The sequence below is a fragment of the Methylobacterium sp. J-078 genome (assembly GCF_022829285.1).
In the GTDB taxonomy this organism is placed as follows: domain Bacteria; phylum Pseudomonadota; class Alphaproteobacteria; order Rhizobiales; family Beijerinckiaceae; genus Methylobacterium.
Genome location: NZ_JAKSYI010000119.1, coordinates 18,583 through 39,882 on the forward strand (window position 1 = coordinate 18,583; position 21,300 = coordinate 39,882).

General features: G+C 69.3%; 17 protein-coding genes. 10 read left to right on the plus strand and 7 right to left on the minus strand.

The window, feature by feature from the left end:
- The first annotated feature begins 91 nt into the window (after positions 1 to 91).
- The 9 genes from MKK58_RS20300 to MKK58_RS20340 are packed head-to-tail and all read left to right on the plus strand — an operon-like array spanning position 92 to position 12,685.
- The gene (locus MKK58_RS20300) at positions 92 to 1,351 is read left to right on the plus strand and encodes a glycosyltransferase family protein (protein WP_243914289.1); all 1,260 of its coding nucleotides are present in this window, start codon (positions 92 to 94) and stop codon (positions 1,349 to 1,351) included.
- Positions 1,351 to 2,631, plus strand: a complete 1,281-nt coding sequence (locus MKK58_RS20305; protein ID WP_243914364.1) for a glycosyltransferase family 4 protein — start codon at positions 1,351 to 1,353, stop codon at positions 2,629 to 2,631. Before MKK58_RS20300 ends, MKK58_RS20305 begins: the two co-directional genes overlap by 1 nt.
- Positions 2,598 to 4,565 carry a glycosyltransferase gene (locus MKK58_RS20310; RefSeq protein ID WP_243914291.1) on the plus strand — a complete coding sequence of 656 codons (1,968 nt, stop codon included), beginning with the start codon at positions 2,598 to 2,600 and terminating at the stop codon, positions 4,563 to 4,565. The genes MKK58_RS20305 and MKK58_RS20310 overlap by 34 nt, the downstream gene beginning before the upstream one ends.
- Entirely contained in the window at positions 4,523 to 6,412 is a 1,890-nt protein-coding gene (locus MKK58_RS20315; RefSeq protein ID WP_243914293.1) for an ABC transporter ATP-binding protein, read from the plus strand. The genes MKK58_RS20310 and MKK58_RS20315 overlap by 43 nt, the downstream gene beginning before the upstream one ends.
- Positions 6,409 to 7,293: a hypothetical protein gene (locus MKK58_RS20320; RefSeq protein ID WP_243914295.1), complete on the plus strand. Its 885-nt coding sequence runs from the start codon at positions 6,409 to 6,411 to the stop codon at positions 7,291 to 7,293. Before MKK58_RS20315 ends, MKK58_RS20320 begins: the two co-directional genes overlap by 4 nt.
- The gene (locus MKK58_RS20325) at positions 7,290 to 9,173 is read left to right on the plus strand and encodes an ABC transporter substrate-binding protein (protein WP_243914297.1); all 1,884 of its coding nucleotides are present in this window, start codon (positions 7,290 to 7,292) and stop codon (positions 9,171 to 9,173) included. Before MKK58_RS20320 ends, MKK58_RS20325 begins: the two co-directional genes overlap by 4 nt.
- On the plus strand, positions 9,170 to 10,186 hold the full coding sequence (locus MKK58_RS20330) for an ABC transporter permease (protein ID WP_243914299.1): 1,017 nt from the start codon (positions 9,170 to 9,172) through the stop codon (positions 10,184 to 10,186). Before MKK58_RS20325 ends, MKK58_RS20330 begins: the two co-directional genes overlap by 4 nt.
- Positions 10,186 to 11,337, plus strand: coding sequence for an ABC transporter permease (locus tag MKK58_RS20335; RefSeq protein WP_243914302.1), 1,152 nt, complete (start codon positions 10,186 to 10,188; stop codon positions 11,335 to 11,337). The genes MKK58_RS20330 and MKK58_RS20335 overlap by 1 nt, the downstream gene beginning before the upstream one ends.
- A 13-nt stretch (positions 11,338 to 11,350) precedes the next feature.
- Positions 11,351 to 12,685, plus strand: a complete 1,335-nt coding sequence (locus MKK58_RS20340) for a nucleotide sugar dehydrogenase (protein ID WP_243914304.1) — start codon at positions 11,351 to 11,353, stop codon at positions 12,683 to 12,685.
- Positions 12,686 to 12,951: 266 nt separating this feature from the next.
- Here the strand turns inward: MKK58_RS20340 and MKK58_RS20345 are convergent, their stop codons facing one another.
- Positions 12,952 to 13,692, minus strand: a complete 741-nt coding sequence (locus tag MKK58_RS20345; RefSeq protein WP_243914306.1) for a 3-oxoacyl-ACP reductase family protein — start codon at positions 13,690 to 13,692, stop codon at positions 12,952 to 12,954.
- A gap of 81 nt (positions 13,693 to 13,773) precedes the next feature.
- Here MKK58_RS20345 and MKK58_RS20350 point away from each other — a divergent pair, with 81 nt between their 5' ends.
- Positions 13,774 to 14,430, plus strand: a complete 657-nt coding sequence (locus MKK58_RS20350) for a TetR/AcrR family transcriptional regulator (protein WP_243914308.1) — start codon at positions 13,774 to 13,776, stop codon at positions 14,428 to 14,430.
- Positions 14,431 to 14,666: 236 nt separating this feature from the next.
- Here the strand turns inward: MKK58_RS20350 and MKK58_RS20355 are convergent, their stop codons facing one another.
- The 6 genes from MKK58_RS20355 to MKK58_RS20380 all read right to left on the minus strand — a co-directional run bounded on the left by MKK58_RS20355 (position 14,667) and on the right by MKK58_RS20380 (position 21,206).
- On the minus strand, positions 14,667 to 15,923 hold the full coding sequence (locus MKK58_RS20355) for an amidase (RefSeq protein WP_243914310.1): 1,257 nt from the start codon (positions 15,921 to 15,923) through the stop codon (positions 14,667 to 14,669).
- 35 nt (positions 15,924 to 15,958) lie between these two features.
- Positions 15,959 to 17,275, minus strand: coding sequence for an amidase (locus MKK58_RS20360; RefSeq protein ID WP_243914312.1), 1,317 nt, complete (start codon positions 17,273 to 17,275; stop codon positions 15,959 to 15,961).
- Positions 17,276 to 17,344: 69 nt separating this feature from the next.
- Positions 17,345 to 18,322 (minus strand): ABC transporter substrate-binding protein, encoded by a 978-nt coding sequence (locus MKK58_RS20365; RefSeq protein WP_243914315.1) that lies wholly within the window; start codon positions 18,320 to 18,322, stop codon positions 17,345 to 17,347.
- A gap of 115 nt (positions 18,323 to 18,437) precedes the next feature.
- The gene (locus tag MKK58_RS20370; protein ID WP_243914319.1) at positions 18,438 to 19,073 is read right to left on the minus strand and encodes an ABC transporter permease; all 636 of its coding nucleotides are present in this window, start codon (positions 19,071 to 19,073) and stop codon (positions 18,438 to 18,440) included.
- 284 nt (positions 19,074 to 19,357) lie between these two features.
- Positions 19,358 to 20,143, minus strand: a complete 786-nt coding sequence (locus MKK58_RS20375) for an ABC transporter ATP-binding protein (RefSeq protein ID WP_238280634.1) — start codon at positions 20,141 to 20,143, stop codon at positions 19,358 to 19,360.
- A gap of 82 nt (positions 20,144 to 20,225) precedes the next feature.
- Positions 20,226 to 21,206: a quinone oxidoreductase family protein gene (locus MKK58_RS20380; protein ID WP_243914321.1), complete on the minus strand. Its 981-nt coding sequence runs from the start codon at positions 21,204 to 21,206 to the stop codon at positions 20,226 to 20,228.
- Between the last annotated feature and the right edge of the window lie 94 nt (positions 21,207 to 21,300).

A 21,300-nucleotide genomic window follows, 5' to 3' on the forward strand; every position in this document is an offset into this window, starting at 1 on the left:
CCGACATAGCCCGGCGGCACGGCATTTGTAACCACGGCCCAGCTTGTGCGAACACTAACGCGACGCTCGGGTCCGGCTTCGGAGACTCCCGTTGATCAAGACGCGAACGCGTGACGCGGAAGAGACCTCGGCCCAGGGCCGACGCATCCTCATCTACAGCCACGACACCTTCGGGCTTGGGCATCTCCGGCGATCGCGGGCCATCGCCAACGCCCTCGTCGCCGCCGATCCGGAGACGCGGGTCCTGGTGGTGTCCGGCTCGGCGGTGATCGACCGATTCGCCTTCGCCAACGGTATCGCGCCCGTGCGCATCCCGGGGGTGACGAAGCGGCCCGACGACACCTATGCCAGCCTCGACGGGCAGACACCCCTCGACCGCACCGTTGCCGAGCGGGCGGGGATCATCGCCCGGACCACCGCGACGTTCCGCCCGCACTTGATGATCGTGGACAAGGAGCCGACGGGCTTCCACGGCGAGATGCTGCCCGCCCTGGAACTGGCCTGCGCGCACGGCTGCCGGGTCGTGCTCGGGATCCGCGACGTCCTCGACGAGGCCGAGCGCCTCGTGCCGGAATGGGAGCGCAAGGGCGCCTCGGCCGCCGTCCGGCGCTACTACGACGAACTCTGGGTCTACGGCGTCTCCCGCATCCACGAGCCCCTCGCGGCCCTTCCCATCGCCGCCGAGGTGGCCGACCGGCTGATCTATACCGGCTACCTACGGCGCGAGGCACCGGTGCCGCTCCCCGGCCGCCGCGAACCGGAGATCGCCCGCGCACCCTTCGTCCTCGTCACGCCGGGGGGCGGTGGCGACGGCGACGGGCTGATCGACTGGGTGATCGCCGCCTACGAGGCCGATCCGGGTATTCCACTTCCGGCGCTGGTCGCCTTTGGCCCGTTCCTGTCCGCCGACAGCCGCGCCGGCTTCCGCGCACGGATCGAGCGGCTGCCGAGCAAGCTCGCGGCGATCACCTTCGACACCGAGATCGAACTCCTGATGGAAAAGGCCGCTGGCCTCGTGGCGATGGGCGGCTACAACACGTTCTGCGAGATCCTGTCCTTCGACAAGCGCGCGATCCTGGTGCCGCGCACGCATCCGCGTCGGGAGCAGCGCATCCGGGCCGTGGCGGCGGACGCGCTCGGCCTCGCCCGCTGCCTCCTGGACGAGGAGCGGCGCGACCCCGCCCGCATGGCGGCGGCGTTGCGCGCGCTGCCGGAGCAGCCGCGCCCGTCATGCGCGATCGGGTCGGGCCTCCTCGACGGCCTCGAGGCGGTCACGGCGCGCGTCCGGGCGCTGACCGCCCCCTCCTGGGTCGACGCGTCCGCGACCCTGCGCCGGTGCGTGAGCGCCTGATGCCGCCGGCCCGGACCGCGATCGTTCTGAAGGGCTATCCGCGCCTGTCGGAGACCTTCATCGCCCAGGAACTGCTGGCCCTGGAGCAGCGCGGCCTGCCCTTGGCGATCTGGTCGCTGCGGCGGCCCACCGACGCGGCCCGCCACCCGCTTCACGACGCCATCCGCGCGCCGGTGGCCTACCTGCCGGAATATCTCCACCAGGCGCCGCTCCCCACCCTGCGGGCCTTCGCCTGGGCGCTGTCCCGGCCCGGGTTCGGCGCGCTGATGTCTCGCTTCTGGCGCGACCTGCGCCGCGACCCGAGCGCTGCCCGGCTGCGGCGCCTGGGCCAGGGGCTGATCCTGGCGCGCACATTGCCCGACGCGATCACTCATCTGCACGCCCATTTCCTGCACGCGCCGTCGAGCGTCGCCCGCTACGCCGCCCTCCTGACCGGACGGAGCTGGAGCTTCTCGGCCCACGCCAAGGACATCTGGACGACGCCGAACTGGGATCTGTCCGAAAAGATCGCCGAGGCCGCCTGGGGCGTCACCTGCACCCGCGACGGGCTCGGCCGCCTGGACGCGCTCGGCGGCCGGGGCCGCGTGCACCTGGCCTATCATGGCCTCGACCTGTCGCGCTTTCCCGCGCCGCCGACGCACCGGCCGGCGCGCGACGGATCGGATGCGGCCGATCCGGTCACCCTGCTCTGCGTCGGGCGTTTCGTCGCCAAGAAGGGGCACGACGACCTCCTCGACGCCCTCGCGGCCCTGCCGGCCGACCTGCACTGGCGCCTGATCCTGGTCGGCGGCGGCGAATTGCGGGCGGCCCTGCGTGCGCGCGTGACCGAGCTGGGCCTGTCCGGGCGCGTCACCTTCCGTGGCGCCCTCGCCCAGCCCGCCGTGGTCGACGCCCTGCGGAACGCCGACCTCTTCGTCCTGCCCGCGAAGGCGGCCCCGGGCGGCGACCGCGACGGGCTGCCCAACGTGCTCATGGAGGCGGCGAGCCAGCGCCTCGCGATCGTGGCCACGCACTTCGCCGGAACGCCCGAATTCCTGACCGACGAGGCCGACGCCCTCCTGGTGCCGCCCGGCGATGCCGCCGCCCTCGGCGACGCCATCTGCCGGCTCGTGCGCGATCCCGATCTGCGGGCACGCCTCGCGCAGGCGGCCCACCGGCGCCTCGTGCGCGACTTCTCGATGGAGGCCGGAATCGACCTCATCGCAGGCAGGCTCGCGGGCGGTCCACCCGCCGCTTCAATCGGGGCATGTCCGCGGGAGGCCTGCTCGTGCGGGTGCTGATCGCGGTCACCCACCTGCTGGGCGCCGGGCACCTCACCCGCGCGGCGGCCCTCGCCCGCGCGCTGGTCTCCGCCGGACACGCGGTGACGCTGGTCTCGGGCGGGGCGCCGTCCAGGCTGATCCGCTTCGACGGCGTCACCCTGGTGCAACTGCCGCCCGTCCATGTGCGCGGCACCGCCTTCGCCCGGCTCCTCGATGCCGAGGGGCGGGACGCGGCGCCGGAGCTTCTGACGCAGCGCAGGCAACGCCTTCTCGGGGCGCTGGCGGAGGCGGCTCCGGACGTGGTGGTGACCGAGCTGTTTCCCTTCGGCCGCCGGGCGCTCGCCGACGAGTTCCTGGCCCTCGTGGAGGCGGCGCACGCCCTGCGTCCGCGCCCCCGCGTCCTCGCCTCGATCCGCGACATCCTGGTGGCCCCGGACAGGCTAGAGCGGGTCGCGACCGCCCATGCGCGGATCGCGGCGCTCTACGATGCCGTCCTCGTCCATGGCGATCCCGCCCTCGTCCCCCTCGAGGCCTCCTGGCCCGTGGATGACGGCCTCGCGGCGCGGCTGCACTACACCGGCTATGTCGACGAGGGCGGGCCGATCTCGGAGAGTGATGCGTCGCGTGCGGGCATCCTGGTCTCGGCCGGGTCGAGCGCGGCCGGGCTCCCGCTCCTCGAAGCCGCGATCGGCGCCGCGCGCCTGCGCCCCGATCTCGGCTGGCATATCCTGGCGGGGCACGGCATCCCGGAGCCGGCGTTTCGCGCCCTGCGCGACGCGCTGCCCGACGGCATCGTCACCCGCGCCCGGCCAGATTACCGCGCGCTGCTGGCGCGCGCGGCGCTCTCGGTCAGCCCCTGCGGCTACAACACCGCCGTCGACCTCATGGTCACCGGCACGCGCGCCGTCCTCGTGCCCTTCGAAGAGGGCCGCGAGACCGAGCAGCGGATGCGGGCCGAACGCCTGGCCGCGCGCGGCCGCGCCCGCATCGTCCGGGAGGCGGAGCTGACGCCCGGGCGCCTGCTGGACGAAGTCCTGCGGGCCCTTTCCGATCCCGTCGCGCGCCACGCCCCGGTCGACATTGCGGGCGTCGCAGGTGCGGTTTCGATCATCGAGACCCTGGCGCGGCCCGCACGCCCGGCGCTGCGAGCCAAGCGGCCGGATTGGCGCCCCCTGCGGGCGGCCCTCGACCGCGCGGCGCAGGACGGCCGGCGCGTGCCGATCTGGTGGCGCGACGACGACGCCGTGGCGGCGACCCCGGCCCTCGATCGCCTGCTGCGCCTGTCCGAGACCTTCGCGGTCCCGATCCTCGTCGCGGCGATTCCGGCGGGCGCGGAGCCGTCGCTGGGTCGGTGCCTCGACGCAGCGCCGCTCGCCCGCGCGGCGGTGCATGGCCTGTCGCATGCCGATCACGCGCCGTGCGGGTCGAAGCCGGCGGAGTTCGGGGCCCACCGGCCGCCGGCGACCTTGCGCGCCGAGGCGGCCGAGGCCCTGCGCCGCGCCCGCGCCGCCTTCGCGCCCGACCTGCTGCTGCCCGTCTTCGTCCCACCCTGGAATCGCCTCGACGCCGATCTCGCGCAGGCGCTGCCAGGCCTCGGCTATGCCGGCCTGTCCGCGGTGCCGGGCGTGCCCGTGCCGGGACTCGCGCGGGCCGACATCCACCTCGATCCCGTCGACTGGCGCGGCACGCGCTCGCTGGCCGACCCGGCCGGCCTCGTCGCGACGCTGGTCCGTGCCATCGAGGCGGATGCGCCGGGGCCGCTCGGGCTCCTCAGCCATCACCGGGTCCACGACGCGGCGATCTGGGATTTTCTCGAAGCCCTCCTCGATCAGGTCCGGGCCCACCCGGCCACGATGATCCGCGATCCGCGAGACCTCTTTGCGCACCCGGTGGACGAAGCGACGACGGCATGGCCTACTGGAGCCCTGGCCCCGCGCGCGAGGATGCCGTGAGCCCCCTCCTGTCCATCCGCGACCTTCAGGTGGATTTTCGCGCTGAGGCCGAGCCGTTCCGGGCCTTGCACGGACTCTCCCTCGACGTGGAGCGGGGACGCACCCTCGCGCTGGTGGGCGAGTCGGGCTCGGGCAAGTCGGTGACCGCGCAGGCGATCATGCGGATCCTGCCCCGATCGGCGGCGATCACCGGCGGCCGGATTACGTTCGCCGGCGCGCGCTCCGGCGAACGGCCCATCGAGATCGCGGCCCTGCCGGCCGACGGGACGGCGATGCGCGCACTGCGGGGCCGCCGCATGGCGATGATCTTCCAGGAACCGATGACCTGCCTGTCGCCCCTGCACACGATCGGCGATCAGGTCGGCGAGGCCCTGCGCCTTCACACGAACGCAGGCCGGCGGGAGGCCGACGCGCAGGCGCGGGAGGCCTTCGCCTCCGTCGGCTTCCCCGATCCGGAGCGGGCGCTCCACACCTATCCGTTCGAACTGTCTGGCGGCCTTCGCCAGCGCGCGATGATCGCCATGGCGCTGATCATGCGCCCCGATCTCCTCGTCGCCGACGAGCCCACCACCGCCCTCGACGTGACGACCCAGGCCCAGATCCTGGCGCTGCTCGCCCGTCTCCAGGACGAGACCGGCATGGCGATCCTGCTGATCACCCACGATCTCGGCGTCGTTGCCAACATGGCCCACGACGTCGCCGTGCTCTACCGGGGCCGCCTCGTGGAATCCGGTCCGCGCGAGGCCGTGATGCGCCATCCCCGGCACGGCTACCTCCAGGCTCTGATCCGGGCCGTTCCGCGCTTCGCGATGCGCCCGGGCGAGCGCCTGACCCCGATCCGGCCCGTCGACGCCGTAATCCCGGTGCGCGCACCGCCCCCGCGCCCGGTCGGGCCGATCCTGCGGGTCGAGGGCGTGATGAAGAGCTTCGCCCTGCGCTCGGGCCGCTTCGGCGGCGCGTTGCGGCGGGTCCGCGCCGTCTCGGACGTGTCCCTCGCGATCGAGGCCGGGACCACCCTCGGCCTCGTCGGCGAGTCCGGCTCCGGCAAGACCACCCTGTCGAAGCTGGTGATGCGGGCGCTCGCCCCCGATGCCGGCCGAGTCCTGTTCGACGACGGGGCCGGACCGGCCGACGTGCATGCGCTGGCCGGGGCCGGCCTCTTTGCCTACAGGCGCGCGGTCCAGTTCGTGTTCCAGGACCCGTACGCCTCCCTCGATCCGCGCATGACCGTGCGTCAGATCCTTTGCGAGCCGATGGAGATCCACGGCATCGGCACGGCGGCGCGGCGCGCCCGCGCCGCCGAGCTGATGGCGATGGTCGGCCTCGATCCGGCGATGCTGTCGCGCTATCCGCACGCCTTCTCGGGCGGCCAGCGCCAGCGCATCGGCATCGCCAGGGCCCTGGCCCTGGAGCCGCGCCTGCTCGTCCTCGACGAACCGGTCTCGGCCCTCGACGTCTCGGTCCAGGCCCAGGTCCTGAACCTCCTGAAGGATCTCCAGGCGGCGCTCGGGCTGACCTATCTCATCGTCTCTCACAATCTCGCGGTGATCGATTACATGGCCGACACCATCGCGGTGATGTGCAGGGGCCGCATCGTCGAGGAGGCCTCGAAGGCCGCCCTGTTCCGCGACCCGGCCCATCCCTACGCGCGCGCGCTGCTCGCCGCGGTGCCCGATCCGAGCCTCGACCATCCCCTCGATTTCGCCGCCGTCAGCGGCGACCTGTCCGATCCGTCGGCGTGGCCCGCGCCGTTCCGCCTCGGCGAGGGCGAGGCCGGCACCATGCACGCCCTCGAGCCCGATCACTGGGTCCGGCACGGCGCCCCAGGGATGATGCGGGCGGCATGATCGCCTCCGGTCCGCACCCGCTGATGGAGCGCCTGCGCCGCCGGGTGCTGTCGCCGCTCTTCGACCGGCTGGGCTACGACCTCGTGCCGGCGGTGCCCGACTGGACCCACCGCCCGACCTCCGCCCCCGAGATCGAGTCGCTGATCGCGGCGGCCTGCGCGAGCCTGATGCGCGACCTCGCGGCGGCGGCCCTGCCGCCGCCGCCCGGCGGCGTCCGCGACGCCGTGGAGACGTTCTGGGAGTTGATCCCGGGGGCGCCCGTCCGCCAGCGTCGCGGCGGCAGCGGCTTCAACGGCGCGCTTCAGCTCTACGTGGCGATGCGGGCCCTGCGGCCGCGATCGGTCATCGAATCCGGCGTGTTCCGGGGGCTGACCACCTGGATCATCCGGCAGGCCTGCCCCGACGCCCTGATCCTCTGCCACGACCCGGACCTCTCCGGCCTGCGTTACCGCGACGCCCGGGCCCGCTACAGCCGCGACGACTGGTCTACGGCCGACCTCTCGGATCTCGATCCGGCCGAGACGGTGGCGTTCTTCGACGACCATGTGGCGCAGGCGCGCCGCGTCCTGGAAGCACGGGATCGCGGCATCGCGCGGCTGCTGTTCGACGACGATGCCGCGGGCCACCGCATTCACGCCCATGGCGGCCCCGCCCACCCGACCATCGCGATGATCGCGTCCCGCGCCGACAGGAGCGAGGCCGAGCCGATCCGCTGGTCGCGCAACGGCCGGCTCTTCACGCAGGCCGCCAACGATCCCTTGCTGCGCGAGGCCGGCGCCTCGATCGCGCGCCTCCACCCCTTCGACGACCTGCACGGCGCCACCGGCTATTCCCCGGCGCGGCTCACTTCCGTCACCCTCGATCTCGGGGGCCGGCGATGACGGGCCTCTCGCGGCGTGCGGTCCTGGCCGGCCTCGCGGCCACCGGACTCGAATCCCATCCAGGCTGGGGACAGCAGGGACCGGACGCCGGTCATTTGCCCGACCGGCCGCTGGTGGTCGATCTGGCCGCGCGGGGCCGGCGCCCGGGTGCGGCGGGCGGTACCATCCGCACCCTGATCGCGCGGGCGCGCGACGTGCGCTACCTCTCGGTATACGGCTACACGCGCCTCGTCGGCTACGATGCGGACCTGACGCTCCGGCCCGACGTGCTCGAGACCGTCGCAATGGAGGCGGGGCGCTTCACCTTCACGCTCCGGGCGGGACACCGCTGGTCGGACGGGGCGCCGTTCACAACCGAGGATTTCCGCTACTACTGGGAGGACGTCGCCAACGAGCCGACGCTCAATCCGGGCGGGCCGCCGGATTTCTTCCGCGTCGACGGGCAGTTGCCGCGCGTCGAGATCCTCGACGCCCTGACGGTCCGCTACACCTGGGACCGGCCGAACCCGCGCTTCCTGCCCGCGCTGGCCGCCCCGCGCGACCCGCTGATCTACCGCCCGGCCCATTACCTGAAGACTGTCCATCCGCGCTACGTGGGGGCGGAGGCCGCCGAGGCCCTGGCCAAGGCGCAGAAGCTGCGCGGCTGGGCGGCCCTCCACAACCGCCTCGACGACATGTTCGAGCTCAACAACCCCGATTGCCCGACCCTGCAGGGCTGGTGCCCGCGCACGCGGGCGCCGGCGACCCGCTTCGTCTTCACGCGCAATCCCCACTATCACCGCGTCGATCCCACCGGCCGCCAACTGCCCTACCTCGACACGATCGTCATGGATGTCGCGGCGTCCGGCGTCCTGGCCGCCAAGACCAATGCGGGCGAGGCCGACCTGATGTTTCGCGGGCTGTCCATGTCCGACATCCCGAGTCTGAAGGAGGGCGAGCGCGCCCACGGGTATCGCACGCGGCTCTGGCCGGTGGCGCGCGGCTCGGAACTCGCGCTCTACCCCAACCTCACCACCCTCGATCCGGGCTGGCGCGTCCTCAACCGCGACGTCCGCTATCGCCGGGCCCTGTCGCTGGCCATCGACCGGCGCACCCTCAACAACACGCTGCTGTTCGGTCTCGGGACCGAGGGCAACGACACGGTCATCGCCGAGAGCCCCCTCTTCGTGCCGGACCTGCGCACGCGGAACGCCGTCTACGACCCGGACGGCGCCAACCGCCTCCTCGACGCGGCGGGCCTCGGCCGGCGCGACGGTTCGGACATGCGCCTGATGTCGGACGGACGGCCCGTGGAGATCGTGGTCGAGACCGACGGCGAGGGTGCCACGATCCTCGACGGTCTGCTCCTCATCGCCGAGTTCTGGCGCGAGGTCGGGCTCAAGCTCATCGTGAAGCCGCAGGAGCGGACCAACCTGCGCCGCCGCTCCATGGCCGGGCAGACCGTGATGGTCGCCGCGCAGGGGCTCGATCTCGCCGTGCCCACCGCGATCATGCCGCCCACGGGCCTGAGCCCGGCCCAGCCCGATCATTATTCCTGGCCGCGCTGGAGCCTGTCGGTGGAGACGCACGGCGCGAGCGGCGAACCGTGCGATCTGGCGGCCGTGCAGCGCTTGCTCGCCCTCGACGCGCAGTGGCGCGGCACCGACGCGGCCGGAATCCAGGCCGGGATCTGGCGCGAGATGCTGGCGAACCACGCCGAGAACCAGTGGGTCATCGGCACCGTGGCCGGTGCGCTGCAGCCGGTGGTGGCCTCCGCCCGCCTCGCCAACCTGCCCGAGCGCGCGCTCTATGCGTGGGACCCGACGGCGTTCATCGGTGTCCAGCGCCTGGACGAGGTGTTCTGGGACAGCGCCGCCGACCGCAAGGCGTCGGCGTCGTGATCGGCGCGATCCTGCGCCGCCTCCTCACCATGGCGCTCACCCTCCTCGTAATCTCAGCGCTCGTCTTCCTCATCATCAAACTGCCGCCCGGCGACTATCTCAGCAACCGCATCGCGGAGCTGCGCGCCATGGGTGAAGCGGGCTCGGTGGCCAAGGCCGAATTGCTGATGCGGCAATACGGGCTCGACCGTTCGGTGCCCGAGCAATACCTGATGTGGCTCGGCCTGATGCCGGGCCCGGCGGGCTTCTCGGGCCTGCTCCAGGGCGATTGGGGATGGTCCTTCGAGTACGACCGGCCCGTCGCGGAGGTGGTGGGCGATGCCCTCTGGCTGACCCTGGTGGTCAACCTCGCGGCCCTGGTCTTCGTCCATGCGGTGGCGATCCCGGCGGCCCTCTATTCGGCGACCCATCGCCACTCGGCGGGGGACGCCCTCGTCACGGCGCTCGGCTATGTCGGGCTCGCGGTGCCGGGCTTCCTCCTCGCGCTGATCCTGCTGTTCTACGCCAATCGCTGGTTTGGCCTCTCCATCGGCGGCCTCTACGATGCGGCCTATACGGGCCGCCCGTGGGACGGGGACAAGCTGCGGTCGCTCCTTGCCCACCTCGTGGTGCCGACGCTGGTCATCGGCCTGGGCGGCACCGCGGCGATGATCCGGCGGATGCGGGCCAACCTCCTCGACGAACTCGCCAAGCCCTACGTCGTCACCGCCCGCGCGAAGGGGATGCCCCCCTTGCGGGCGCTGCTCAAATACCCGTTCCGGATGTCGCTGAACCCGTTCGTGGCCGATATCGGCAACCTGCTGCCGCATCTCGTCTCGGGCTCGGTGCTGGTCTCCCTGGTGCTCAGCCTGCCCACCGTCGGCCCGCTCCTGCTCGAGGCCCTGAAGAGCCAGGACCAGTTCATGGCCGGCTTCATCCTGATGTTCGTGGCCCTGCTGACCCTGGTGGGCATGCTGATCTCGGATCTCGTCCTGGTCTGGCTCGACCCGCGCATCCGGATGGGCAAGCGCTGATGCGGGCCCCGGCCGAGACCCGCCACTTCGTCGATCCGGCCCCGTTCGACCCGGATTCCGGTCCCGCCCACGGCTCCGGGCTCGGGCAGGCCTCGGCGTGGCGGCTGATCCTCCGGAAGTTCCTGCGCCACCGCATCGCGGTCGCCTGCGCGATCCTGCTCGGGGTGCTCTACGCCTCGGTTCCCTTCGTCGAATGGCTCGCCCCCTACGAGCAGGGCCGCCGCAACGGCGATTTCCTGCTCGCGCCGCCCCAGGGCGTGCACCTGTTCCACGAGGGCCGTCTCATCGGCCCCTTCGTCTATCCCTACCGGGCGCAGCTCGACCTCGACACCTTCCGGCGCGGATACACGCGCGACACCACCGCGCCCCAGCCGATCCGCTTCTTCTGCCGAGGCGGCGCCTATCGGTACCTGGGTCTGATCCCGGGCGACCTCCACCTGATCTGCCCGCCGGCGGGCGGCACGCTCTTCCTCCTCGGGACCGACCGCCTCGGCCGCGATCTCCTCTCGCGGATGATCTACGGCGCCCGGATTTCTCTCGTCATCGGTCTCGTCGGCGTCGCGATCTCCTTCGCGCTCGGCCTCCTGTTCGGCGGCATCGCGGGCTATTTCGGCGGCTGGATCGATGCCGCGGTCCAGCGCCTGATCGAGGTGGTGCGCTCCCTTCCGGAACTGCCGCTCTGGCTCGCCCTGTCGGCCGCCCTGCCGCCGAACTGGAGCCCGCTCTGGGTGTTCTTCGGCATCACCATCATCCTCGGGCTGCTCGACTGGCCCGGGCTCGCCCGCGCCGTGCGGGGCAAGCTGCTCGCCCTGCGCGAGGAGGATTTCGTGTCCGCCGCCGAGCTGATGGGCGCCTCGCCGACCCGGGTCATCGCACGCCACCTCATCCCCAATTTCATGAGCCATCTCATCGCCTCGGCGACGCTGTCGATCCCCACCATGATTCTCGGCGAGACGGCCCTGTCGTTCCTCGGCCTCGGCCTCCGCCCGCCGGTGACGAGCTGGGGCGTGCTCCTCAACGAGGCGCAGAACCTCGCGGCGGTTCAGCTCTATCCCTGGCTGCTCCTACCGGTGCTGCCGGTGCTGGTGACGGTGCTGGCCTTCAACTTTCTGGGCGACGGCCTGCGCGACGCCGCCGACCCCTATCATTGAACGAGATGTGCCCATGACCGACCCGCACGAGGCTCTCGGCCACGCCATCTGCACGCGAAGCGCCACCATCGGGATCATCGGCCTCGGCTATATCGGCCTGCCGCTGGCGCTGGCATCCGCGCGCGTCGGCTTCCGCGTGCTGGGTTTTGATGTGAACCCGGAGCGCGTAGCACGGATCAATGCGGGCGAGCCCGTCATCGCCCTGCTCGACACCGATGCGATGCGCAGCGCCCTCGACGGGGGATGTTTCCGGGCCACCGGTGATATGGCGCGGCTCGGCGAGGCCGACGCCATCCTGATCTGCGTGCCGACGCCGCTGACGCGCCAGCGCGAGCCGGACCTGACCTATGTCCAAGCCACCGCCGCCGACATCGCCCGCAGCCTGCGCCCGGGCCAGCTCGTCGTCCTCGAATCGACCACGTGGCCCGGCACCACGCAGGAGGTGCTCAAGCCCGCCCTGGAAGCGACCGGGCTCAGGAGCGGCACCGACTTCTTCCTCGCCTATTCGCCCGAGCGCGAGGATCCCGGCAATGCGATCCATACGCTCGCCGCGACGCCCAAGGTGATCGGCGGCGACGGCCCCGTGGCCCTCGCCCTCGCCGAGGCCCTCTATGGGCAGATCGTGGCGCGCACCGTCCCGGTCTCCTCCACCGGCACCGCGGAGGCGGTGAAGCTGACCGAGAACATCTTCCGCGCCGTCAACATCGCCCTCGTGAACGAACTGAAGGTCGTCTACGACGCGATGGGCATCGACGTCTGGGAAGTGATCGAGGCCGCCGCGACGAAGCCCTTCGGTTTCATGCCATTCCAGCCCGGTCCGGGGCTCGGCGGCCACTGCATTCCCATCGATCCGTTCTACCTGACCTGGAAGGCCCGCGAGTTCGACGTCGCGACGCGCTTCATCGAATTGGCTGGCGAAGTAAACCGGCACATGCCGCATCACGTCATCGAACGCCTCGCGCGTACCCTCGACAGCCGCTTCGGTCGCGCCCTCAGGGGCGCCCCGATCATGATGCTCGGCATGGCCTACAAGCGCAACGTCGACGACGTGCGCGAAAGTCCGGCGCTGAAGTTGATGGAGTTACTGGAGGAGCGTGGGGCGGTGGTCCATTTCCATGATCCTTACGTGCCCGAAATTCCGCCGACGCGAGACTATCCTCATCTGACCGGCCGCCGGTCGCAACAACTCGATGTCTCGCTCCTCGAAGACTGTGCGGCGGTCCTGATCGTCACCGATCACGATGCGATGGACTATGGTCGCGTCGTGGCACACGCACGCTTGGTAGTGGACACGCGCAACGCCTGCGCCCGGGCGGGTCTGACCGGTGATCACATCGTCAAGTGCTGAGCGCGCCTCCTACGCATTTCTCCTGGGGCGATGCTCTGCTCGATCGTGAACATCTCAAGAAGGAGATATCTCGGTATCGCGATGAAGCAGATTGTCCTGACTATGGCTCTCTTTGAGAGTCTTGGATGTGTAGAAGTTTTTATGAAAAATTCGTAATATCCTATAGTCTCAGTCTGTTGATGCTGAGACTATAGATTTTTGAATGTACGTTCAGCTTTTAAGCGACGCGACGAAGCCTGAGTTTGGTCGCCGTTCGCTGAAGAGTCTCATGCGTTCGCGCCACCATCGACCGTGATGGTCGTACCGGTGATCTGGCGCGCCGTCGGGCTAGCTAGGAACGCAACCGTCGCCGCAATGTCTTCGGGTGTTCCGTAATGGCCGAGAGCGGTCATTGCCCGCTGCATGTCCGATTGTGCGCCATCCGCCGGATTCATGTCGGTGTCGGTCGATCCCGGCTGCACGAGGTTCACGGTTATGCCGCGCGGACCAAGTTCACGGGCGAGCCCCCGCGTGAACGAGAGCAAGGCGGACTTCGACATGGAATAGACCGTCACTCCAGGGAATGGGACCCGCTCCCCGAGACATGAGCCGATCGAGATGATCCGGCCACCGTCCGTGAGGTGCGAGATGGCCGCCTGCGAGGCCAGAACGACTGAGCGGACGTTGACGTCGAGAATGGCGTCGATGTCGGCGAGGCTCATCTCTGCCACTGCGCCACCCCGGGCGATGCCGGCGTTGTTTACAAGGATGTCGAGGCCCCCGAGGCCCTCAACCGCTTCATCAACCGAGCGCTTCACCGCCGATGCGTCGGCACTGTCGGCCTGAATGGCGATGGCGTGGCGGCCCTTCGCCTCGATGGCGCGGACGACTTCGGCCGCACGTTCGACGGACCGCTCGTAGGTGATAGCGACGTCCGCGCCTCGATCAGCGAGCGCCAGAGCGATGGCGGCTCCGATGCCGCGTGATGCGCCCGTCACCAAGGCGCGCTTGCCGACCAGTTCGCTCATGGCTCAATCTTTCTGTGTTAAATGACACAGAAATTGCTAGATGCGTTGTTGGTTTGGGTCAAGCGGATTATATAGTGATCGATGCAAAAATCGTATTCGCCATCAATCGCGGCTGAGGTCGCGCCGGTCCGCGGACGCGGTCGCCCCCGCGCCTTCGACCGTGAGGCAGCTCTGGGACATGCGATGCGACTGTTCTGGCGCAAAGGTTTTGCCGCGACATCCATCGCCGATCTGACGGCGGTCATGGGGATCGGTTCACCGAGCCTCTACGCAGCCTTCGGCTCGAAGGAGGGCCTCTACGCCGAGGCGCTGCACCACTACGGCCAGTTGTACGAAGCGAAGGCCTGGGCGAACTTCGCCGCAGCAACGACCGCCCGCGAGGCCGTCGCGGCGCTCCTGATGGACTCGGCTGCTGCGCTCACAGGCTCTTGCGAACGCGAGGAGCCGCTTGGCTGTATGGTGACGCTCTCGGCAGCCGACAGCGAAGGACATGCAAACCTTGGCGATTTGGTGCGAACGGCCCGCGCTCAGGGGTTCAAGAGAGTCGAGGAGCGGCTTCATCGCGCGGTCGCAGAGGGTGAGCTCGATGCTTCGGTCGACGTTCCCGCGCTCGCGCGCTTCGTGCTGACGGTGCAGAATGGCATGTCGCTCCAGGCCCGCGATGGTGCGAGCCGCGAGGAGCTCGAGGCGGTCGCAGAGCTCACGATGTCGGGGTGGGATGGGCGGGTCGGCCGCTGAGGTGATTGGCCGCTCCGGTGAGGCCGCCGTAATCCGCTGAAAGGCCGCGATGGGTGGCGAGCGTGCGCACCGACGGCTCCGCTTCCCATTTCGACCCACCCAAAGCGGACTGACGCCAATCCACCCCAGGCCGCCATTCGGCTACCGACACAACCTTGCTGTAACGGTCCCTCCTCGTGAAACCCAAAGGCGGTCGTTCTCTGTGACGAATCAAAAGCTAACGAGGATCGCTCGCATCAGCGATGGTGCTCGTGCATCAGCGTCTCGACGAAGCGCGCGGCCGTGAGGGCCCGGGCATCGTCGCCAAGGCGCGCAATGATCTGCACGCCGAGCGGCAGCCCGGCCGGGGTGCTTTCCACCGGCACGGTCACGCAAGGAACACCCATCAGCGTCCACAGGCGGTTGAAGCGAGAATCGCCCGTGCTTGCATAGCCTTCTGGCGCCGGGCCGGGTGCCGAGAACGTCAGGATCACGTCCAGGTCGTGCTCTGCAAACAGATCGGGTAATTGCCGCCGGGCGCGATCCGCCACCTTCAGGGACGCATCATAGGACTTGGGCGACACGCCTTGCGCGGCATCGAGATGCGCCCCCAGGAGGGGGCCAAGGTCCGCGCGATGGCTGGTGTATTCCCAGTCCAGCGCCTGGGCCGCCTCGAAATCCTGGATCGTGCCGTGAAGCCCGAGGGCTTCGGCGAAGATCGCCGGCAGGACCAAATCGCTCAGACGGGCTCCGGCAGCTTCGGTCGCGGCACGCACGCGTTCGAGGGCATCCAGCGCCTCGGGCTCCGCAGTGGCACAGAAATTCTGCAGGACGACACCGATACGCGGCGTGCCCGGCTCGGTAACGGGAAGGTCGAGGCTGGGACGCCCCGTCATCAGCGCGAGGGCGTGCGCGGCATCGGCGACGCCCGCGGTGAAGAGGCCCAGCGTGTCGAGCGTCCAGGAGAAGCACTTCATACCCACCGTGGGCAGCAGCCCAAAGGACGGTTTCATCCCAACGACACCGCAATAGGCGGCCGGGCGGATCACTGAGCCACCGGTCTGAGTGCCCAGCGCCAGCGGCAGCATCCCTGCGGATACAGCGGCGGCCGAACCCGCCGACGAACCGCCCGGCGTATGCCCAGGGTGGCGCGGATTGCGGGTTTGCGTCGGGTCCAGGAAGGCGAAGGCCGTCGTGGTGGTCTTGGCCAGCGGCACTGCACCCAGCCGCTTCAGGCGCGCCACGGCGGCCGCATCGGCGCGTGGGCGCCAGCCGTCGTAAATCGGCGAGCCCATCTGCGTCGGCAGGTCGGCCGTGTCGAGGATGTCCTTCACGCCCACGGCGATGCCCGCGAGGGGGCCTCGCTCCGGCACGACCGGATCGAGATCGCGGCTGACCAGGGCGCGGATGTCCTGCTCGCGCTCGGCGATCGCGGCCTCGGAGAGGGCAATGGCCTCGCGCGGCGTGAGCGAGCCGGCATCGATCTGCTTGCGCAGCGACAGGAGCGAAAGCATGGTTCAACGTTCCGATGGTCGCGATGTGCGCGTTTTCAGGAGACGGGGCAGAAGGCGGGAAAGGGGACCGGACGGGCCAGAACCATCTCGCACCAACGCGCCGTGCGGAGCAGCGCGAGATCGTTGCGGTAGGTGCCCACAAGCTGTATACCGAGCGGAAGCCCCTGGCTTTCCCCAGCCGGAAGCGCGACGGCCGGAACGCCGAGGCAGGTCCAGGGTACGCAGAAGGCAGGATCGCCGGTCGAGGCCAGCCCTTCCGGGGCAGGGCCGGAGGCGGGCAGGGTCAGGACCGCATCGTAGCCCGCCAGCACCGTATCGAGGTTCACCCGCAGATCGGCCTGACGCCGGAGGGCTTCCACGTAGGCCACGGCCGCGATCTGCGCCCCTTCCGCGACGAGATCCTTCAGCGGCTGGCTCGTCCGGTCGGGGAAACGCTCGACCAGCGTTCCGAAGCGGGCGCTCGCCTCCACGGCGAGGATGGTGCGCGCGCAGTCCCACAAGCCTTCGAAGGCCGCCGGGAGCACGAAGTCGGACACATGGGCTCCGGCCGCTTGAAAATCCGCTGCCGTCGCGTCGAGCAGCGCGCGCTGCTCCGGTTCGGCCCTGTCCCAGATCGCAGTCCGAACCAGCGCGAGGCGCGGCGCTTCACGGGGCGCCAGAGCCATGTCGAGGTCGACGGAAAAGTCCGGCAGCGGGCGGCCGTGCGGGTCCGCCTCGTCTCGGCCGATCAGATGCGCCAGGGCGAAGGCGGCATCCGTCACCGAGCGGGTGAAAAGGCCGACATGGTCGAGGGAGGGGGCCAGCGGGTGAACACCAACGCGTGGGATGGCGCCGTAACTCGGCTTGACGCCGACGACCCCACAATAGGCGGCCGGCCGGATCACCGATCCGAAGGTCTGTGTCCCGAGCGCCAGGGGAACGATCCCGGCTGCGACGGCGGCGGACGAGCCGCTCGACGAGCCGCCCGGCGTGTGTCCGCGCTTCCAGGGATTGTGCGTCGGTCCCGGGTGGCGCCAAGCGAACTCGGTGGACACCGTCTTGCCGAGAACCGAGGCGCCGAGGGCCTTCAGCCGAGCAACGATCCAGGCATCCGCGGCGGGCACGTGGTCGGCATAGACGGGTGAGCCGTTCGTGGTCGGCAGGTCGGCGGTGGCGATGATGTCCTTCACCCCGACGGGGATGCCCGCCCAGGCGCCCACTCCCGGTGCGAGATCCGCCGCGAGGACGGTGAAGGCGGCAAGATCCGAGTGCGCCCGCGCTGCATCATGGCTGGCCGCGAGGTAATCGCCGGGCGACACGTGTCCATCGCGGAACGCTCGCAAGGCGTCGACGAGGCCGAGGTGGTGGAGCATCGAGGAGTCCGTTGTCCTGCGGAGCCGAACACCGCGCTGCATCTGCGCGGCGTTCGGAGGGTCGCGGCCTCAGTTCGCCGCGAGGCTCTTCTCGATGAAGTCGCGACGCACGAACGTGGCGTAGTCGGGCAAAGCCGAGAGATTACCCAGCGCGACCTGCGTCTCCATTCCGGTCTTCAAGGCCTCGGCGGTGATGTCGACACTGTCAGGATAAACCTTCTCCCGCATCATGCGCTTCACCGCGGCTTCGACGACGGCGGGGTCGAGGTTCGGGAACTGCTTCTTGGCGATGGCAATCGTCTTCTCAGGCTCGGCGTGCATGAAGCGGATCGCCTTCTGCATGCCGGTCACGACCTTCTGAGTGATGGCGGGATCGACGTCCTTGCGGGCGCTCACGGACGAGAAGGCGTAGGCGCCGTAGCGCTCCGGAAAGCCCAGTACGACCTTCATCCCCTTGGCCACCACCTGGTCGAGACCGGGCTCGTACATGACCGCGATCTTGGCCTGGCCGGCGAGGAGCGGCCCCGGCTCGGAGCCGAGCTGGACCTGAGTCATCTCCACGTCCTCGGGCTTGAGGCCGTTCTCCTTGAGGAGCTTCAGGAACAGCGAGGTGCTGGTGGTCGGCATCAGCCCGGTGACGATCTTCTGACCCTTCAGGTCCTTCACATTGTTGAAGATCACGTCCGGGGTCGTGGCGATCCACACCGCGGCTCCATTGACCACGTTCGCCACGACGTTCACCGGCGCGCCCTTCGAGGCTGCGATGGCGGTCCATTCGGGGCCGTGGATCGAGTACTGCGCGCTCTTCGAGATCACCGCCGAGAGGGCCACCGCCGGGGCGCCCGCCGTTTCCTTGGTCACTTCGACGCCCTCGCCGGCGAAGAATCCCCCATCCATGGCAACGTAGAAGGGCAGGTAGAGCATCGACTGGAAGGCCTGCGAGATCGTGACCTTGTCCGCCGCGCGGGCCGGCGGCGCCACGAGGCTGGCGAACCCCAGAATTGCCGCCACGGAGGCTGAGAGACGCAGGCGTTTGGAACGAATCATCCGTGGTGCCCTTTTTCGAGAAAGTCCCGAGTCTGCGGGAGGTTGGAGAGCCTGTGTCCCGGTGCGCGTCACGCGTTGCGGCTGAGGCCGGCGAACCCATCGACGCGTGACGAGATCAGACTTGCACTTGGCCGGCGGTGGTGATCTGCCGCCAAGGCAGGATGCGACGCTCGGCGAAATCGATGACGTGGTAGAGGAGGAAGCCCACGAACATCAGCACGAACAATCCGACCCAGACCGTATTCAGGTCGTAGAGGCTCGAGGCCGAGTAGATCAGGTGCCCGAGGCCGCGCTGGGACGAGATGAACTCGCCGACCACCGCGCCCACGAGGGCAAAGCCGATGTTGATGCGAAACATCCCGATGATGGCCGGCAGGGTGGAGGGCACGATCACGCTCTTGAAGATGCGATTCTTCGAGGCGCCCATCGAGGCCAGAAGGGCCTGCAGGTCGGGGTCGGCATCGCGCGCGGCCTGATAGGCGGCGATGAGGGCGACGAGAGCGGTCAGGGAGACCGCGAGCGCCACCTTCGAGACGAAACCCGTGCCGAACCAAAGGATGACGATCGGGGCCAGTGCGATCTTCGGCACCGAGTTGATCGCCACGATGAAGGGCTCGACGAGCCGCGCCACGAAGGCCGAGTACCAGAGGCCGAGGCCGGCCAGCGACCCCAGGAGCGTGCCGATCAAGAACCCGATGATCGCTTCGATCACGGTGTACCAGGTATCGACCGGCAGCGATCCGTCCAGCATCGAGGCGAGAAAGACGCGCCAAATGCCTGACGGTGCGCCGACCAGAAACTCCGTGAGCCAGCCGGCTCGGACCGCGACCTCCCACGCAAGAAAGAACACCGCAACCGCCAGCAGCTGAATGATGCCGCGCCCGAGTGTCGTGTCGGCCGCCCGGGCAAACGCACCCGGCTTCGCGCGGGGCCGAGCAGCGGGTTGCCGGGTGGGCCTGGACGAGGCTAGAGAGGAGGACTCGAGGCTTTGGGAGGTCTTCAAGGCTTCCGACGTTCTCAAGGTGTGCGTCGCCATCAGGCTGCCCTCTGACGGGTCTGGATCTCGAGTTCGCCACACAGGGTCTGGAAATAGTCGGAGAAACGCGGATCGCTGCGCGCACCGATCGGCGAACGGGCATCGAGCCCGATCTCGTGAACGGACTTCACCTTGGTGGGGCGATTGCCCAGAACGACGACGCGCTTGGACAAGGCGACGGCCTCGTCGATATCATGCGTCACCAGCACGACGGTCTTGTGGAAGGTCTCCACGGCGTCGAGGAGAACGCCTTCGAGGTAGAGACGCGTCTGGTAGTCGAGGGCCGAGAACGGTTCATCCAAGAGTAGGATATCGGGATCCATGATCAGCGTCCGGATCAGGGCGGTCCGCTGCCGCATGCCGCCGGACAACATCTTCGGGTAGGCATTCTCGAAGCCCGACAGGCCGAAGGTCGAGAGGTATTCGCGAGCCGTGTCGAGAGCCTGAGCGCGGTCGACGCCCTTCATCTCCAGGCCGAGCATCACGTTCTGCAGGACCGTCCGCCAGGGGAACAGCAGGTCCTTCTGCATCATGTAGCCGACCCGGCCCTGCAGCCCCGGCACAACCTCGCCGCGAAACGTCATGGTGCCGCTGTCGGGCTCGAGAAGTCCGGCGATGACGTTGAACACCGTCGTCTTGCCGCAGCCGCTCGGGCCGATGATGCTGACGAAGTCGCGCTCGTAGATATCGAAGCTGAGCCCATCGAGCACCGGAACCGGCCCGCCCTTGCCGGGAAAGGATTTGCGGATACCGTCCAGGCTGAGTTGGACCCCAGGAGCCGTCATGAACCCTCCGTGTGTGCGGGGCGACCCCAGCAAACTTCAGGCCAATATAATTATGGATACAGAAAGCTGACGGGGCGACCGCCTATGGAGCAATCAGCAAGGCGCCGCCAAATCGACGCTCCTCCGCCGCGACGTGGGCCTCGACGACGTCATCGAGCCTGAAGCGGCCCCCGATATCGACGCTGACATGACCCTGGGCGACGGCGTCGAACAAGTCGGCGGCATTGGCGCGGAAGGTTGCCGGGTCGGCATTGTGGGGAAAGACCGAGGGGCGCGTCAGGAAGAGGCATCCCTTCTTGTTGAGGAGTTCCGGGTCGACCGCGGGAGCCTTCCCCGACGAGGCACCGTAACAAACGACGAGACCGAACGGTGCCGCACAATCGAGCGACTTGATCAGGGTGTCCTTGCCGATCGCGTCGTAGACGACACGCGCTTTTCGACCGCCGCTCGCCTTCAGGAAGGCTTCGGGCCATTCCGGATCGTTGAGGTCGATGACATCCACGCACCCAGCGGCGAGCGCGGTCTCCCGCTTTCGGGGAGAGCCCGTGGTACCGATGACCGTGGCGCCCAGCGCCGTCGCCCACCGTGTCAGGATCTGCCCGACGCCGCCGGCGGCCGAATGCACGAGCAGGACGTCGCCAGCCTGCACGGCGTGCGTCTTGCGCAGGAGGTACTGGGCCGTCATCCCCTTGAACAGCAGGGTCGCCGCGGCCTCGTCGCTCACCGTGTCCGGCAACGCGACAAGCTTGTCGGCAGGGACGTTTCGAAGGTCTGCATAGGCGCCGACGCCGGCGTTCATGTAGGCGACCCTATCGCCGCTTCGGATGTGGGTGACACCCGAACCGACCGCTTCGACGACGCCCGCTGCCTCGAAGCCAAGGCCTGTCGGTAGGGGAAGCGGATAGATGCCCTTGCGTTGGTAGATGTCGATGAAGTTGAAGCCGATGGCCGTCTGCCGAACCCGCACCTCACCCGGCCCCGGTGAGGCAAGCTCCTCCGTCACGATCGAGAGCACCTGGGGCGAGCCGAACTCGGTCAGCGTGACGACACGTCTTGTGACCATGCGAATACAACTCCGTGACAGCCTGATGCGATATGGGGCGGCAAACCTCGTCGAAGGCTGTCGGACACGTCGACTCCGGCTGCCACGGCCGAGG

Bases quoted from the DNA above. Each gene is read 5' to 3' on its own strand.
- MKK58_RS20305 (WP_243914364.1), top strand. From the start codon at position 1,351: ATGCCGCCGGCCCGGACCGCGATCGTTCTGAAGGGCTATCCGCGCCTG.
- MKK58_RS20310 (WP_243914291.1), top strand. From the start codon at position 2,598: ATGTCCGCGGGAGGCCTGCTCGTGCGGGTGCTGATCGCGGTCACCCAC.
- MKK58_RS20315 (WP_243914293.1), top strand. From the start codon at position 4,523: ATGGCCTACTGGAGCCCTGGCCCCGCGCGCGAGGATGCCGTGAGCCCC.
- MKK58_RS20320 (WP_243914295.1), top strand. From the start codon at position 6,409: ATGATCGCCTCCGGTCCGCACCCGCTGATGGAGCGCCTGCGCCGCCGG.
- MKK58_RS20325 (WP_243914297.1), top strand. From the start codon at position 7,290: ATGACGGGCCTCTCGCGGCGTGCGGTCCTGGCCGGCCTCGCGGCCACC.
- MKK58_RS20335 (WP_243914302.1), top strand. From the start codon at position 10,186: ATGCGGGCCCCGGCCGAGACCCGCCACTTCGTCGATCCGGCCCCGTTC.
- MKK58_RS20340 (WP_243914304.1), top strand. From the start codon at position 11,351: ATGACCGACCCGCACGAGGCTCTCGGCCACGCCATCTGCACGCGAAGC.
- MKK58_RS20345 (WP_243914306.1), bottom strand. From the start codon at position 13,692: ATGAGCGAACTGGTCGGCAAGCGCGCCTTGGTGACGGGCGCATCACGC.
- MKK58_RS20350 (WP_243914308.1), top strand. From the start codon at position 13,774: ATGCAAAAATCGTATTCGCCATCAATCGCGGCTGAGGTCGCGCCGGTC.
- MKK58_RS20355 (WP_243914310.1), bottom strand. From the start codon at position 15,923: ATGCTTTCGCTCCTGTCGCTGCGCAAGCAGATCGATGCCGGCTCGCTC.
- MKK58_RS20360 (WP_243914312.1), bottom strand. From the start codon at position 17,275: ATGCTCCACCACCTCGGCCTCGTCGACGCCTTGCGAGCGTTCCGCGAT.
- MKK58_RS20365 (WP_243914315.1), bottom strand. From the start codon at position 18,322: ATGATTCGTTCCAAACGCCTGCGTCTCTCAGCCTCCGTGGCGGCAATT.
- MKK58_RS20370 (WP_243914319.1), bottom strand. From the start codon at position 19,073: ATGCTGGACGGATCGCTGCCGGTCGATACCTGGTACACCGTGATCGAA.
- MKK58_RS20375 (WP_238280634.1), bottom strand. From the start codon at position 20,143: ATGACGGCTCCTGGGGTCCAACTCAGCCTGGACGGTATCCGCAAATCC.
- MKK58_RS20380 (WP_243914321.1), bottom strand. From the start codon at position 21,206: ATGGTCACAAGACGTGTCGTCACGCTGACCGAGTTCGGCTCGCCCCAG.